Origin of the sequence: Massilia sp. WG5 (genome assembly GCF_001412595.2) — a bacterium.
GTDB lineage: Bacteria > Pseudomonadota > Gammaproteobacteria > Burkholderiales > Burkholderiaceae_D > Telluria.
This window is the reverse complement of the sequence record NZ_CP012640.2, coordinates 5,640,793-5,656,626: the sequence shown is the minus strand read 5'-3', so window position 1 is coordinate 5,656,626 and position 15,834 is coordinate 5,640,793. Positions and strand designations below refer to the sequence as shown.

14 protein-coding genes are annotated in these 15,834 nt (G+C 61.9%); 9 read left to right on the top strand and 5 right to left on the bottom strand.

Translation table 11 applies throughout. The features are described 5' to 3' along the window. Position 1 precedes the first annotated feature (1 nt). The 9 genes from AM586_RS25220 to AM586_RS25180 all read left to right on the top strand — a co-directional run bounded on the left by AM586_RS25220 (position 2) and on the right by AM586_RS25180 (position 10,923). A complete protein-coding gene (locus tag AM586_RS25220; RefSeq protein WP_047822250.1) occupies positions 2 to 604 on the top strand; it encodes an acyltransferase in 603 nt (200 codons plus the stop codon). 7 nt (positions 605 to 611) lie between these two features. Continuing rightward, positions 612 to 1,742: a DegT/DnrJ/EryC1/StrS aminotransferase family protein gene (locus AM586_RS25215; protein ID WP_047822247.1), complete on the top strand. Its 1,131-nt coding sequence runs from the start codon at positions 612 to 614 to the stop codon at positions 1,740 to 1,742. Between the two features lie 92 nt (positions 1,743 to 1,834). Beyond that, on the top strand, positions 1,835 to 2,965 hold the full coding sequence (locus AM586_RS25210; protein WP_047822245.1) for a glycosyltransferase family 4 protein: 1,131 nt from the start codon (positions 1,835 to 1,837) through the stop codon (positions 2,963 to 2,965). Then, the gene (locus AM586_RS25205; RefSeq protein WP_060566813.1) at positions 2,937 to 3,632 is read left to right on the top strand and encodes a hypothetical protein; all 696 of its coding nucleotides are present in this window, start codon (positions 2,937 to 2,939) and stop codon (positions 3,630 to 3,632) included. The genes AM586_RS25210 and AM586_RS25205 overlap by 29 nt, the downstream gene beginning before the upstream one ends. Next, complete coding sequence (locus AM586_RS25200; protein ID WP_060566811.1) at positions 3,629 to 4,408, top strand: hypothetical protein; 780 nt, start codon at positions 3,629 to 3,631, stop codon at positions 4,406 to 4,408. The genes AM586_RS25205 and AM586_RS25200 overlap by 4 nt, the downstream gene beginning before the upstream one ends. 14 nt (positions 4,409 to 4,422) lie before the next feature. Then, entirely contained in the window at positions 4,423 to 5,532 is a 1,110-nt protein-coding gene (wecB, locus tag AM586_RS25195) for a non-hydrolyzing UDP-N-acetylglucosamine 2-epimerase (RefSeq protein WP_047822243.1), read from the top strand. Positions 5,533 to 5,929: 397 nt separating this feature from the next. Further along, complete coding sequence (locus AM586_RS25190) at positions 5,930 to 7,039, top strand: choice-of-anchor Q domain-containing protein (RefSeq protein WP_156328089.1); 1,110 nt, start codon at positions 5,930 to 5,932, stop codon at positions 7,037 to 7,039. A gap of 382 nt (positions 7,040 to 7,421) precedes the next feature. Further along, positions 7,422 to 9,656, top strand: a complete 2,235-nt coding sequence (locus tag AM586_RS25185; RefSeq protein ID WP_052233288.1) for a right-handed parallel beta-helix repeat-containing protein — start codon at positions 7,422 to 7,424, stop codon at positions 9,654 to 9,656. 136 nt (positions 9,657 to 9,792) lie between these two features. Further along, positions 9,793 to 10,923 carry a right-handed parallel beta-helix repeat-containing protein gene (locus tag AM586_RS25180; RefSeq protein WP_052233287.1) on the top strand — a complete coding sequence of 377 codons (1,131 nt, stop codon included), beginning with the start codon at positions 9,793 to 9,795 and terminating at the stop codon, positions 10,921 to 10,923. Here the strand turns inward: AM586_RS25180 and AM586_RS25175 are convergent. Genes AM586_RS25175 through AM586_RS25155 form a run of 5 tightly spaced genes read right to left on the bottom strand, consistent with a single transcriptional unit; the run spans position 10,920 to position 15,834 of the window. Further along, entirely contained in the window at positions 10,920 to 11,561 is a 642-nt protein-coding gene (locus tag AM586_RS25175) for a phosphatase PAP2 family protein (protein ID WP_156328088.1), read from the bottom strand. The genes AM586_RS25180 and AM586_RS25175 overlap by 4 nt on opposite strands. A gap of 21 nt (positions 11,562 to 11,582) precedes the next feature. Continuing rightward, complete coding sequence (locus AM586_RS25170) at positions 11,583 to 12,758, bottom strand: DegT/DnrJ/EryC1/StrS aminotransferase family protein (protein WP_047822241.1); 1,176 nt, start codon at positions 12,756 to 12,758, stop codon at positions 11,583 to 11,585. A gap of 6 nt (positions 12,759 to 12,764) precedes the next feature. Next, positions 12,765 to 13,361, bottom strand: coding sequence for a sugar transferase (locus AM586_RS25165; RefSeq protein ID WP_047822239.1), 597 nt, complete (start codon positions 13,359 to 13,361; stop codon positions 12,765 to 12,767). A 22-nt stretch (positions 13,362 to 13,383) separates the two neighbouring features. Continuing rightward, the gene (locus AM586_RS25160) at positions 13,384 to 14,613 is read right to left on the bottom strand and encodes a glycosyltransferase family 4 protein (protein ID WP_047822237.1); all 1,230 of its coding nucleotides are present in this window, start codon (positions 14,611 to 14,613) and stop codon (positions 13,384 to 13,386) included. Between the two features lie 15 nt (positions 14,614 to 14,628). Continuing rightward, positions 14,629 to 15,834: an O-antigen ligase family protein gene (locus tag AM586_RS25155; protein ID WP_162600607.1), complete on the bottom strand. Its 1,206-nt coding sequence runs from the start codon at positions 15,832 to 15,834 to the stop codon at positions 14,629 to 14,631.

Here is a 15,834-nt window from a genome sequence, read left to right as displayed (position 1 = left end):
CATGAGCGCCACCATCCATTTCAGCGCCATCGTCGATGCCGGCGCGGTGCTCGGCGCGGGCACCCGGGTCTGGCATTTTTCCCACGTCTGCGCCGGGGCGCGCATCGGCGCCGCCTGCTCCCTGGGCCAGAACGTGTTCGTCGGCGACGACGTCGTGATCGGAAATAACGTCAAGATCCAGAACAATGTGTCGGTCTACGACGCCGTTACGCTGGAAGACGACGTATTCTGCGGCCCGAGCATGGTGTTCACCAACGTCTACAACCCGCGGTCCGCGGTAACGCGCAAGCACGAATACCGGCGCACGCTGGTACGCCGCGGCGCCACCATCGGCGCCAACGCGACCATCGTCTGCGGCGTGACGGTCGGCGAGCACGCCTTCATCGGCGCCGGCGCCGTCGTCAACCGCGATGTCCCGGCGTTCGCGCTGATGGCCGGCGTGCCGGCGCGCCAGATCGGCTGGATCAGCCGCTTCGGCGAACGCCTGCCGCTGCCCCTGTACGGCCAGGCCGAGGCGCGCTGCATCCACACCCAGGATGTCTACGTACTGCAGGACGGCGTCTGCACCCTCGCACGCCAGACCACCCACGAACCGGCAAAGTGAAGCGAACATGGAATTCATCGACCTCAAGACGCAATACCAGCAATCCCGCGACCTGATCAACGGCCGCATCCAGACCGTGCTCGACCACGGCCAGTACATCATGGGCCCGGAGGTGGCGGAGCTCGAAGCGCAGCTGGCCGCCTACACCGGCGCGCGCCACTGCGTCACGGTGTCGTCCGGAACGGAGGCGCTGATCATCGCCCTGATGGCGCTCGGCATCGGCCCGGGCGATGAAGTCATCACCACGCCCTTCTCCTTCATTGCCACCGCCGAGGCCATCGTCCTGGTCGGCGCCAAACCCGTCTTCGTCGACATCGATCCAGCCACCTGCAACATCGACCCGGCCCTGATCGAGGCCCGGATCACGCCCCGCACCCGCGCGATCATGCCGGTCTCGCTGTACGGCCAGCCGGCCGACATGGAGCGCATTAACCGGATCGCCCAGCGCCACGGCCTGCCGGTCATCGAGGACGCGGCCCAGAGCTTCGGCGCCACCGCGCATGGCAGGAAGAGCTGCAACCTGTCGACGATCGGCTGCACCAGCTTCTTCCCGAGCAAGCCGCTCGGCTGCTACGGCGACGGCGGTGCGCTGTTCACCAGCGACGATGCGCTGGCGGCGGCGGCGCGCGAAATCCGCGTGCACGGCCAGTCGCAGCGCTACGTGCACACCCGAATCGGCGTCGGCGGCCGCATGGACACGCTCCAGTGCGCGGTCGTGCTGGCCAAGCTCGACCAGTTCGAACGGGAAGTCGCGCTGCGCGCCGAAGCCGGGGCCCGCTACGACAACCTCCTGTCCGGCCAGGTCGGCCTGATCGGCCTGCTGCCGGGGCACAGCAGCGTGTATGCGCAATACACGGTCGTGGTCAACGACCGCGAGCGCATCCGTTCGGCCCTGAACGAGGCCGGCATCCCGACGGCGGTGCACTACCCGGTGCCGATCCATCGCCAGCCCGCCTATGCGTGCCTGAGCTCGCCGGATGCCTGCCCGGTCGCGGTCGAGATGGCCGGCAAGGTGCTGAGCCTGCCGATGGGGCCCTACCTGTCGGCCGCCGATGCGCAACAGGTGGCGGCGACCCTGCTGCGGACGGTCGACGCCGTGCGCAGCAGGGTCGCGCAGACCGCGGATCTGCCGGGCTGAGGGCGGCGGTCAAGCCGGGCCCGGCGGCCGCGTCGCCGGGCTCATGGGCTCCGCCCGGAGCGAACGCGTCTTCCTTTGAGGGGTTTCCAGCAATGAGCAGAATCGTCCATCTCACCTCGGCCCATCCCCGCAACGACACACGCATTTTCATCAAGCAGTGCCGGTCCCTGGCGGCGCATGGCTACGATGTCACGCTGGTCGTGGCCGACGACAAGGGGGATGAAGTCCGGGAGGGCGTGACGATCGCCGACGTCGGCCGCCTGCCCGGCCGTTTCAGGCGCATCTTCACGACCACGCGCCGCGTCGCCGACAAGGCGGCCGCGCTGGACGCCGACCTCTACCACCTGCACGACCCCGAGCTGATCCCCGCCGGCCTGCGCCTCAAGCGCATGGGCAAGAAAGTCATCTTCGATTCGCATGAGGACGTCCCGCGCCAGCTGCTGAGCAAGCCCTACCTCGGCCCGGTGTCCGGCAGGGTCCTGTCGAATGCCTTCGCCATGTTCGAACGATATGCCTGCGCCAGGTTCGACGGCATCATCGCAGCGACGCCATTTATCCGGAATAAGTTCCTGAAGATCAACCGGAATACGGTCGACGTCAACAACTTCCCGATGGCCGGTGAGCTCGACAGCGCCGCCCCGTGGGAAAACAAGCGGCACGAAGTCTGTTACGTGGGCGGCATCGGCGCCGTCCGGGGGATCCGCGAGGTTGTCCGGGCGGGCGAATTCCTGCAATCGGACGCGCGGCTGAACCTGGTCGGGACCTTCTCCGAAGCGGCCGTCGAGGCGGAAGTGAAGGCGGGTCCCGGCTGGGCGCGCGTGAATGCCTGTGGTTTCCTCGACCGCCAGGGCGTGCGCGACGTACTGCAGCGTTCGCTGGCCGGTGTCGTGACTTTTCTCCCGCTGCCGAACCACCTGGACTCGCTGCCGACCAAGATGTTCGAGTACATGTCCTCCGGCATACCCGTGATTGCCTCCGACTTCCCCCTATGGCGCGAGATCATCGAAGGCAACCGATGCGGCATGTGCGTTGATCCGCTCGATCCCAGGGCGCTCGCTGCCGCGATAGATTATCTCGTTGCCCATCCGGATATCGCGAAATCGATGGGAGAAAACGGCCGCAAAGCCGTGCTGGAGAAATACAACTGGACTGTCCAGGCAAAAAGACTGACGGATTTCTACGGAGCGATTTCGCATGTCAAGCAAACTGCCGCAGCTGCTTAAGCTGGCCCTCGACATCGGCAAGCTTCCTGTCGCCCACCTCGAGTTTCGCCTCGACGTGAACCCGGACGAGGTGCGCCGCATGCACGCCCATTTCACCAAGCGCCACCCAAAACTCAAGATGGTCCAGAACAAGTCCCTGGGCGCCGCACTGGTCGACCTGACCCGCTTCGCCAGCCGCGACCAGTACCTGGAGAGTATCAAGGGCCGTAACTCGGGCGAGCACCATGCGCGAAAAGCCCGGTCGCGCGGTTATGTCGTGGTCGAGATCGACAAGAACGCGTTTATCGACGAACTCCACGAGATCAACACCTCGCTCGATTCGCGCCAGGGCCGGCCCATGGACGACAGCTACCGCGAAAAAATCACCCACTATGCGCGGGCAAAGAATTACAAGCATTTCGGTGTGTTGAACCCTGCCGGAAAATTGATGGCGTACAGCGACGTCGGTTTTTTCGGCAATTTCGTCGCATTCGACCGCCTGCTCGGTTTGCGGAATAACGATGGCGTGATGCACCTGATGGTCACCGACATCGTCGGCCAGCTGATCGAGAGCCGGACCTACGCTTATCTCATGTATGACACCTTCTTTGGTGCCAGCCCCGGACTGCAAGCATTCAAGAAGATGCTTGGTTTTGAACCCTATCGCGCGAAGTACTCACTCCAATGATCGGCTTACTCAGGCGTATATACAGCGATTACGGCATGCCCTCCCGCTTGTGCATGCACGAGAAGTTAATTCGTGCCGCGGTCGATGCCGGCTTCACCCAGACTTCGGTACGGGACTATTTCGACACCGTGCGGCGCGGCGAGGCCGCGACCTCGAAGGTGATCGTGCACAGGCACGACATCGACACCGACCTGCGCACGACGAGAAAACTGTTCGAGATCGAAAAGAAGTATGGGATCAGGGCCAGCTATTATTTCAGGCTGTCGACGCTCGATTTCGGCCTGATGCGGGAAATCGAGGAATATGGCAGCGAGGCCATCTATCACTACGAAGAACTGGCTTCTTTTGCCAAGAGAAACAAGATAAAGGATCCCGCGCTGGTGCGCAATCGCCTGCCCGAAATCCGCGAGGCCTTCCGCAAGAATTTCCATTGGCTCGAACAGCACCTCGGAAAAAAGCTCAGGACCGTGGCCGGCCATGGGGATTTTGCGAATCGCCGGCTCAAGTTGAACAACACGGAAATCCTCGCGGATCGCCAATTGCGCGAGGACTGCGGCATCGAATGCGAAGCCTACGACCGCGATCTGCTGGACCATATCGACATGTATATCGCGGACCGCCCGCCTCCACAATATTACTGGCCGACCTCGCCGCTGAACGTGATGGGCGTACACAGCCGAATCTGCCTGGTCACCCATCCACGGCAGGTGGAGACGAATTGGAAAGAAAATACCAAGGACAATCTTTTCCGCGTTTATGAATCCGTGACCTGGTAACAAGGAACTACTTCATGAATCCAAAGAAAATCGTCACCGTCATCGGCGCCCGTCCACAGTTCATCAAGGCCAGCGTGGTATCGGCCGCGCTGGCCGAATCAGCGCACCTGCGTGAAATCGTCGTGCATACGGGCCAGCACTTCGACGCCAATATGTCCGACGTTTTCTTTGCCGAGCTGGGCATGGAACGGCCCGCCTACCACTGCGCCATCCATGGCGGCAATCACGGCGAGATGACCGGGCGCATGCTGATGGAGATCGAGAAGATCCTGTTGGCCGAGCGGCCCGATGCCGTGATGGTCTATGGCGACACCAATTCCACGCTCGCCGGGTCCGTCGCGGCCATCAAGCTGCATATTCCGGTCGCGCACGTCGAAGCGGGACTGCGCTCCTTTAATATGCGCTCGCCCGAAGAGGTCAACCGCATCCTGACCGACCGCGTGTCGCGCTGGCTGTTCACGCCCAGCGCGGACGCCGGCGCGCATCTCCTGCGCGAAGGCGCTGCGCCGGACCGGATCCACCAGGTGGGCGACGTGATGTTCGACGTGGCGCTGCGCCATGGCGCACGGGTCGACGACAACGGCGGCGTACTGGGCAGGCTGCGGGAACAGGCCGGCCTGCGGGCCGGCGGCTACTGCCTGGCGACGATCCACCGTGCGGAGAACACCGACGATCCCGCCCGGCTGGCAAGGATCGTCGACGCGCTCTCACGCTTCTCCAAAGACACTCCAGTCATCCTGCCTCTGCATCCCCGGACCCGCGGCATGCTGGCCAGGCAGGGCAAGCTGGCGGCACTGGAAGCAGCTGTCGTACTTGTCGAGCCCTTGGGTTATCTGGCGATGGTGCAGCTTGAGAAGTATGCCGCGATCATCGCCACCGACTCGGGCGGGGTCCAGAAAGAGGCCTTCTTTCACCGGGTGCCCTGCGTGACCTTGCGCGACGAAACGGAATGGGTGGAGCTGGTCAAGGCCGGCTGGAACCGCCTCGCCCCTCCGCTCGACGCGGCATCCGTGCTGGAATCGCTGCGCGCAGGCCTCGGCAGTACTGGCGAAGACATCGCCCCCTACGGGTCCGGTGACGCCGCGGCGAAGATCGTCAGGCAGCTCGCCGCTGAGCTGAGCTGAGTTCCACCCTTCTCATCAAGCGCACCGGCCGATCCGCGCCGGTGCGGTCCCGCCACATTCAGGCCACGGCAAGCTTGCCTCGCATGGCCGCTGCTTTCCGATCGCTTATCCGATCGCTCACCTACCTACCCTGAGCGCCCCTGCCTGCATGGCGTTGGCATAGCTGCGCTTTATTTCCCGTCCCCTCGAATCAGGCTCGTCACTGAATAAGCTTGAAAAGCTGTAAATATTTCGCGCAATTGACAAACAGACTTCTTCAGGCAAGCAGGCAATAACAGTTTTGCCATCCGAAAATTTTTTCACTTAGAAAGTGAACTTAGGAAATTTCCCCCGGTCATAAGCTGCACATCGTTTGATGTTCTTTCCCCGATTTTTCTGATTTTTTGTGAGCTTCTACATGTCCTTCCGCAATTCCAAGATCGTCCTGTCCGCCATCCTCGCTATCTCCGCCGCCGGCGCCGCTTCGGCAGCCATTGGCAAAGACCTGTACGTCTCGCCGACCGGCAAAGATTCCAACCCGGGCACCCAGGCCGCGCCGGTCCTGACGATCGCCCGCGCCGACGCGCTGGCGTCCGCCGGCTACACCATCCACGTGGCCCCGGGCACCTATAAAGTGTCGGCGCCCTCGCTGGGCAGCATCGGCATCAAGACCATCCGCAGCGGCACCGCGACCGCCCGCATCAAGTTCGTCTCGGACGTCAAGGGCGCAGCGAAGATCGTCGTCTCGGGCACCGGCATCACCTGGAACTCGAAGGGCAGCTACGTCGACATCGTCGGCTTCGACATCAGCGGCAGCGGCCGCCATGGCATCCTGGCCGATGGCAACCACCTGAGCATCACCGATAACTTCATCCACGACCTGAGCATCAGCGGCGGCTGCAACGGCAGCGGCGGCGCGGCCATCGACACCAACGGCGGCGCCGGCGGCGTCCTGATCAACGCCAACAAGATCCGCAACATCGGTTATTCGATGATCGGCAAGTGCGCGACCGTGCAGGGCATCTACATCGCCAACCCGAACAATGTCGTGACCAACAACATCGTGTCCGGCGTGGCCGCAGTGGCAATCCAGCAGTGGCATGGTGCGACTGCCTCGACCATCGTCAACAACACCGTCTTCCACAGCAAGGAAGGCATCCTGATCGGCCAGGGCGACGCGGGCACCCTGCCGGGCGGTTCGGCCAATAACTATGTTGCCAACAATATCGTGTACGACAACACGACCTACGGCATCATCGAGGCAGGCGTTGTCGGCACTAACAACCGCTATGTCAACAACCTGGTCTACAAGAGTGGCACCAACGTGAAGATGATGAAGGGCGCGGTCAGCGGCACGATCTCGGCCGATCCGAAGTTCGTGAGCTACGTGGCCAACGGCACCGGCGATTACCACCTGCAGAGCACTTCGCCGGCCATCGGCAAGGGTTCGACCACCTATGCTCTGAGCACCGATGTCGACGGCGCCTCGCGTGTCGGCCTGTCGCGCAGCATCGGCGCCTACAAATAATTCAAGTCTTACCAAGCAATACCGCCCTCCTGCGATACGACGCTGCGTGATACTGCGCAGCGTCATCGTCGCAGCCAGCCAGGGCCGGGCGCATCCCGCCGGCGCCTCTCCGGCACCAACCCGGTCCTCGCAAGCTTCTCTCTCCTTCTCCTCGCTTCCCTCGGCTTATTCGTCTTCGCACTATCTGCGATAGACGGTCAATCGTTTTCTATTCATTTGCTGTGTTTGGTTTGCAATAAGCATTGGCAGATCCGCCAGAACCATTTCATCCCTGCAATACCTTATTCACAAATTTTCCTATTTAAAAATTTTTTTCGGAAATTTTGTGAACTTAAGCAATTTCCCCAAGTCATAACTAGCTCATCAGTTTGAGGAATTGATTTTGAAGACTACGAAAACGCTCGCACCAATCACCCGTTTCTTACTTTCTAGCATTATTCCTGCTTTACTTCTTGCTTCCGCCGCAGGCTCGGCTTCGGCGGCAAACGGTAAAGACCTGTATGTCTCGCCAAGCGGCAAAGACTCCAACCCCGGCACCCAAGCCGCGCCGCTGCTGACGATCGCGCGCGCCGATGCGCTGGCCGGTCCCGGCTACACCATCCACGTCGCGCCAGGCACCTACAAGGTTGCTGCCCCTTCGCTGGGCAGCGTCGGCATCAGGACCAGTCGCAGCGGCACCGCCAGCGCCCGCATCAAGTTTGTCTCGGAGGTCAAGCGCGGCGCGAAGATCGTCGTCTCAGGCACCGGCATCACCTGGAACTCGAAGGGCAACTACGTCGACATCGACGGCTTCGACATCAGCGGCAGCGGCCGCCACGGCATCCTGGCCGACGGCAGCAACCTGACCATCACCAACAACTTCATCCACGACCTGAGCATCAGCGGCGGTTGCAACGGCAGCGGCGGCGCGGCGATCGATACCAATGGCGGCGCCGGCGGCGTTCTGATCAGTGGCAATATCGTCCGCAACATCGGCTACTCGCTGATCGGCAAGTGCAACACGGTCCAGGGCATCTACATCGCCAACCCGAACAATACGGTCACCAACAACATCGTGTCCGGCGTGGCTGCGGTCGGCATCCAGCAATGGCATGGCGCGACCGCCTCGACCATCGTCAACAATACCGTCTTCCACAACAAGGAAGGCATCCTGATCGGCCAGGGCGACGCCGGTGCGCTGCCGGGTGGCTCCGCCAACAATCTTGTCGCCAACAACATCGTGCATGACAACACGACCTACGGCATCATCGAGGCGGGCAAGGTCGGCAGCAACAACCGCTACATCAACAATCTCGTCTACTCGAGCGGCACCAACGTGAAGATGATGAAGGGCGCGGTCAGCGGCACCATCACGGCCGACCCGAAATTCGTCAAGTATGCGGCCAACGGCAGCGGCGACTACCACCTGCAGAGCACCTCGCCGGCCATCGGCAAGGGCACCACGAGCTACACGCTGGCAAGCGACATCGACGGCGCCTCGCGGCTGGGCGGCAAGGTCGATCTCGGCGCCTACCAGTACACGGCCGGCGCCCCGGCCCCTGCCCCGTCTCCGGAACCGACCCCGACGCCGAGCCCGGAGCCATCCCCGGCCACCGGCCGCACGCTCTACGTGGCAAGCAACGGTTCCGACAGCAATCCGGGCACCGAAGCGCAACCGTTCGCGACCATCGGCCGTGCCGACGCCGCCGCCACCGCCGGCGATACGGTCAGTGTCGCGCCGGGCACCTACACGGTCTCCGCACCGAACGACACCGCCGCCGGCATCGTGACGGCGAAGAGCGGCACGGCCGCGGCGCACATCAAGTTCGTCTCGCAAGTGAAATGGGGCGCGAAGATCGTCGTCAACGGTTCCGGCACCGCATGGAATTCGAAAGGCAATTATGTCGACATCGCCGGCTTCGACATCACCGGCAGCGGCCGGATCGGCCTGTTCGCCAGCGGCGCGCATACCGCGATCACGGGCAATGCCATTCACGATCTGACGATCAGCGGCGGCTGCAACGGCAAGGTCGGCGCCGCCATCCAGGTGGACGGCAGCGTGGGCCAGGCCGATATCGCCAACAACGTCGTCCGGAATATCGGCGTGTCGATGCTCGGCTCCTGCAATTCGGTGCAGGGCATCTACATCGCGAGTACCGGCACCCTGGTCCGCAACAACATCGTCTCGGGCGTCGCCGCGGTCGGCATCCAGCAATGGCAGGATGCGACCAACTCGAAGATCGTGAACAACACTGTCTTCCATGCCAAGATCGGCGTGCTGATCGGTGATGGCGATGCGGGCGCACTGCCGCGCGGTTCGGAAAACAACATCGTCGCCAATAACCTCATCTACGATACGGTTACCTACGGCATCGTGGAAGGCGGCACGGTCGGCAGCAATAACCGCTACGTCAACAACCTGGTGTATGCCAGCGGGACCGGGATTCGTGCAGCAGGAAGCGTCAGCGGCACCATCGCCGCCAACCCGCAGTTCAAGAGCTACAAGGCGGATGGCAGCGGCGACTACCACCTCCTGAACGGCTCGCCTGCTCTCAACAAGGGTTCGGCAGCCTACGCGCCGCCGACCGATTTCGACGGCAGCGTTCGCGACGCCACGCCGAATATCGGCGCCTATTGATCGGTGTTCTAGCAGCGTGAGCTTGCGGGGGCGATGTGGCGACGGCACATCGCCCCCGCTGCTGATTGAACGCAAGTGACATCGCCATCGATGAGTTCAACATTTTCAATGTTGTACCTCATCATGGGACGAAAGGATGAAAACGAAGCTTCCGGCGGTCCGCGCGATCGCAGCGCGCATCGCCCTGGCCATGTTGCTCGCCTCCTGCGCCGGCACCAAACACCTGTACGTGGCGCCGGACGGCGCCGACTCCAATCCCGGCACGCGGGAAGCGCCCTTCCTGACGATCGCGCGGGCGGATGCCGCCGCCGAACCCGGCTATACCGTCCACGTGGCGCCCGGCAGATACGAGGTTTCCGCACCGGGGCCGCACAGCGCCGGCATCACGACCAGGCGCAGCGGCACCGCCGCGGCGCGGCTCAAGTTCGTCTCCGAGGTGAAATGGGGGGCGAAAATCATCGTCTCCGGCACCGGCATCGCCTGGCGTTCCAAGGGCAACTACGTCGACATCGAAGGTTTCGACATCACCGGATCCGGGCGCCACGGTATCGTGGCCAATGGCGCACACCTCACCATCACTTACAACTTCATCCACGACCTGCGCATCAGCGGCGGCTGCAGCGGCAGCGGTGGCGCCGCCATCGATACCAATGGCGGCCCCGGCCACGTGCTTATCAAGAGCAATGTGGTCAGGAATATCGGCTCTGCCATGATCGGCAAGTGCAATACCGTGCAGGGCATTTATATCGCGAACCCGAACAACACGGTGGTCAACAACATTGTCTCGGGCGTTGCCGCCGCCGGCATTCAGCAATGGCATGGCGCGACGGATTCCACGATCATGAACAATACCGTCTTCCACTGCAAGATCGGAATCCTGATCGGTGGCGGCGACGATGGCGTCTTGCCGGACGGGTCAAAGAACAACTATGTAGCCAACAACATCCTTTACGACCATCTGACCTATGGCATCGTCGAAGGCGGCAAAGTCGGCGGCAATAACCGCTACATCGATAATCTTGTGCACTCGAGCGGCGCCGGCATCTCGGTCGAGGGCGAGGTCAGCGGCACCATCGCCGCCGACCCGCAATTCATCGACTACCAGAAAGATGGCTCCGGCAACTATCGCCTGCGGCAGACCTCGCCGGGTATCAGAAGACGTGTCAAGGCGGCCGTACCGGCAAAGGAATCGGGAGAATCCTTCCGCGTCATGCAGGCTGAACCGGTCGAACTCGGCGCCTACAATGCCGCGCAGCCGCTTCCTTAAGGAAGGGCGGGCGCAGCTGGGGGATGCGCGGCGCACATAGTCACCTGCACCTGCCGGCTCCACCGATAAGGATGATCGCGGCCGGAAAGAAACAGCGCCACGTCGACGAGCCGGTGATTGATCGACGAGGGTTTCAGGCCGCAGATGAGAGCAAATGCGAGCACGCTCGCCGGCGCCGCCCAGGAACGGATCTGCAGCGCCGGCAGTATCGCCGAGATCCGGATGAAGGTGAAGCCGGCAGCGAAGCCCAGCACCGCGCTGGCGACGACCTCGGACACCGTGTGGAAGCGGAAGATTACGAGCAAGGCGCAGATGCCGAGACTGAGCGCCATGCCGAGCACCACCCCTACCCTGCGCCAACGCAGGGGCGCGCGCTGCAGCAACACGAAAAACAGCACCGGGATCACCGCCGTGGCGCGCCATGCGTGGCCGCTGAGGGCCTTGAAACGGAGCGCAGGGATTTCGAGTCCCCATCCGAGAAAGCCGATCTTCGACAAGGCCACCAGGCCCAGGCCCGCGCTGAAAATCAGGCACCACCACATCGCCAGCTTCCAGGCCCGTCCGGAGACCAACCAGACGGCGATCGCCCCCGCCGCCGGCAGCATCACCGCGGTATGGCCGATATCGATAATGGGCATCCACGACGTCATCGCGACCGCTCAGGTTCTTTCCGCCATTGAAACGACATCCCGGAGCGCCTGGCAGGTCCTGGCGATGTCGTCCTCCTTCAGCGTCGGGTGCACGAGGAACATCAGGCTGGTTTCGCCCAGCTCCTTCGCCACCGCCAGGCGCTCCTTCGGACGGTAGGCGGTGTCATCGAAGGCCCGCTCCAGGTACAGCTCCGAGCAGGTGCCCTGCATGCACGGTACGCCGCGCGCGGAGATTTCATCGGCGATCCGGTCCCGGGTCCAGCTGTCCGCCAGCCGGTCCGGCTCGACGAAGGCATAGAATTTGTAGCAGGCGTGCTCCACATCGGCCGGTACCTCCGGCACGCGCAATGCGCCGAACTCCCTGCACGTCGCCGCGATCCGCGCCGCATTCGCCCGGCGCCGCGCCGTCCAGGCAGCCATGCGCTGCAGCTGGATACGGCCGATGACGGCCTGGGTCTCCAGCATCCGCCAGTTGGTGCCGAAGGAATCGTGGACCCAGCGATAGCCCGGCGGATGCTCGCGTTCGTACATCGCTTCCCAGGATTTGCCGTGATCCTTGTAGGACCACATGTCGCGCCACCACTTGCGGGAATTGGTGGTCACCATGCCGCCCTCGCCGCCGGTCGTCATGATCTTGTCCTGGCAAAAGGACCAGGCGCCGATATGTCCGATGCTGCCGACCATGCGCCCTTTGTAGCGCGCGCCGTGGGCCTGCGCGCAATCCTCGATCACGAACAGCCCCTGCGCTTCGGCCAGCGCCATGATGGGATCCATATCGCAGGGCCACCCCGCCAGGTGCACGCAGATGATCGCCTTCGTACGGGGCGTCAGCACCGCGCGGATCGTCTCCGCCGTGATGTTCTGGCTGTCACGGTCGACGTCCGCGAACACGGGCGTCGCACCGGCATTCACGATGCAGCTCGCCGAGGCCAGGAAGGTTCGCGGCGTGACGATCACTTCGTCGCCCGCTCCTATGCGCAGCGCCTTGAGCGCCACGTCCAGCGCCAGCGTGCCATTCGACAGCGCGACAGCATATTCCGTTCCCACCCATGCCGCGAATTCCTTTTCGAACTCGCGGCATTCGGTGCCTGTCCAGTAATTCACTTTATTCGACAGGATGACATCTTTGACAGCGGTGGCTTCTTCGACGGAGAAACTCGGCCAAGTGGCGGATAAAGCATTCATGTGACCTCACCCAAGAATAGTGTGAACGATGTACTTCACGTCGCGCAGCAATGAGTAATGAACGAAATACTCCCTGTTGATCCTTACCTTGTCGGGCCAGATGATCCGGTCGTTGTACGATTCCGGATCGTCGACCGCCGCCAATATGGACTCTTCATCCTTGTATTTGATGGAGGCCGGGCCCGTGATCCCGGGCCGCAGCTGCAGGATCACCTTGTCCTTTCCCTGCAGGCGGTCCGCATAGCCGGGCACGTCGGGCCTGGGACCCACGATACTCATGCTGCCGATGAGCACATTGAACAATTGCGGCAATTCGTCCAGTTTGTATTTCCTGAAAATTCTTCCGGAACGGGTGATCGAAGCAAGGTTTCTGGAAGCGATGGGACTGCGCTTGCCGTCGGCCGGATACATGGTCTTGATCTTGCAGACATGGATGGTCCGTCCGTGGCGTCCGATACGGCGCTGGATGAAAAACCCGTTGCTACGCGTCTCCCATGCCGCGACGATCCAGCACAGGACGATGAGGGGCGACAGCAAGATCAGGCCGCTGAGCGAGGCGGCGATATCGAAGGCTCTCTTCAGGAAAATATCGGTTTTGGACATGCAGACACCGTTCTCGAAAAGTTCAAGCACATGCGGCCAGGAAGCGCTTGCTCAGGATTGGATACGTCAGGTTTTCCAGGACAAAATCGCGGCCGCGCTGCCCCATGGCCTGGCGTTCGGCCGCCTCGAGGGAGAGCAGGCTTCGTATGCCTTGCGCCGTCGCGTCCGGACTTTCCGGCGCCACGGTCAATCCGCATCCGGCCTCTCCCACCGGGTCATTACCCGCCTCGACAGCGTGCAGTACGGGCCGCGCCGCCATCATGTAATCCATGAGCTTGTTGGGAGCGATCCCGAAGCGGTACAGCGATTGGCGGCGCCAGCCGATATAGGCCAGGTCGAAGCGCTGCAGCAGCGCCGGGACCTGTTCCTTGATGACGGGGTCGATAAAACAGACGTTGTCCAGCCGCGCCGCCTGCGCCCGTTGCGCCAGGCCGGCCTTTTCAGGCCCGCCGCCCACCAGCACAAACGTCAGCGGTTCGCTACGCATCAGGCCTGCGGCATCGAGAAAGGTATCCAGGGAATTCGAGATGCCATGTGTGCCTGCATAGCCGACAATGGCTTTTCCTGCTTCCGAGATCGCGGCCAGCCTGTCTTCCACGGCAGGGTCCAGGGCGGGAATGGCGGCGCCCCACTCCCGCGGGTCGATCCCGTTTGGAACGATATGCAGGCGGTCGAGTGGCATGCCATGCGATTCCACATGCGCATGCACTTTCGGAAGCACGGACACCACCGCATCGGCATGCCGGTACACATAATCCTCGGCCGCCTTGATGAGCATGATGAAGGGGTGCCATTTCGACATCCCGCCCAGTTCCATGGGCGTAAGCGGCCACAAGTCGTGCAGCTCGAATACCAGCCGGGCTCCCGACAGTGACGCGATGCGATGCGCTGGCCAGATATCCATCGGATAGGTGCTCGACGCGATCACGACATCGGGCCGGTACGCGGTCGACAGCCGCTTGCTCTCACGGTACAGGGCGCGTACGAAGGAAGCCATGTTGCGCACCCGTCCGATACCGTTTCCACGATAGGGATGTGTCTTGAGCCAGATGTACTGGATGCCGTCGATGAGCTCCTCAACCCTCATGCAGCCCGCCATCCAGGGCTGGCGGGCGCGGATATGCGACTGGTCCGCAGCGACCATCGTTACCTCGTGCCCTGCCAATACCCATTCCCGCGCCAGATAATAAGGGCGGTACTCCATGCCATGGCGGGGCGATCCCGCATAGTGATTGATGTAGAGAATACGCATGGTGTCGCGCTTTCATCAACGTTCGAGGCGGCACTTCTTCCGATACCCGTATCGTGCAAAGGCTCCCATGGCAGCGCCGACGCTCATGTCGGGCATATTTTTCGCGGTAAGCGCCCAGAGAATCGTGATGCAGATGAATGACCAGGCCAGAACGAAGTAAGGAGACCTCGCTTTCGCAAAGAAGCCGTTAAAGAACAGCCACGCCGCATGCGCCAGCAATAGGGACAGGAAGAAAACGACGCCGAACAGACCGAAATCGACCCAGGCGCACAGTACGTTGTGCGCGTAATGGCCATCCGGATAGCTGGCAAAATCGCCAAAGATGGGGTTCTCCGAAATGGTGCGAATGGCGTTCTGCGAAAGATGCTCCCGCGCGACGGCCGAGGTGGAGTGCGACAGGTCGAGCAGTTGCAATATCCGATTGTCCGGCAACATACTCGTGATCTGCTCGATGCCGCCTGCAGCCAGGCCGACGATAAACACGAGAACCGAGATGGCATATAACCTGTGTTTTGCGTAATACAGTTCGACAACGGGAATCAGAAACAGCACTGCCGAAAACTCGCTACGGGCGCCGTTCAGGAACAGCGCGCAAGCGCCGATCGCGTAAGACAGATACCGCGTCGCCATGCGGCGCGTCACCGCAATCATGACGATATAGGTATAGATATAAGAACGGGCAAAGCCCTGGTAAGTTGCGAGATTATCCGGGTCCTTCGCCTCTCCCAGCGCCTGCAGAAAGAAAAAGCCGCCGATGGAAAAATAATAGGTGATCACCGACATGACCAGCAGGGACAAGGCGGTGATCCAGATGAGTCGCTTGTTCTCGAGATCGATGATTCTGAATATCACGTAGGTTTCGAAACAGAAGATCATGCTCTGGGTGTAGCGCTCCACGATGATCGGATCTGCTCCGGCGAACAGGTTTACGGCAAGGATCGAGAAATAATAGAAAACAAAAATGGCAATCCACACGTCCATGCCGGAAAGATAGTCTTTGTTCCGTTTGACCGCCGCGATGAACGTGAGGGCCAAGGGAGGCAGCAGCAGCAGCGCAACAAGCGTGAAATAGCCGCCGAGGTAGGCACCGATGATCCCGAGCCCAAGCAGGGTTTGATAGAAAAAAAAACCTGGATACAGCAGCAGGAAAGCTGCATGGACCGTGAACTTCTGGCTGATACCGATCACCGGCCGGTTCGTCGCTATACCAATAGCTTGCAT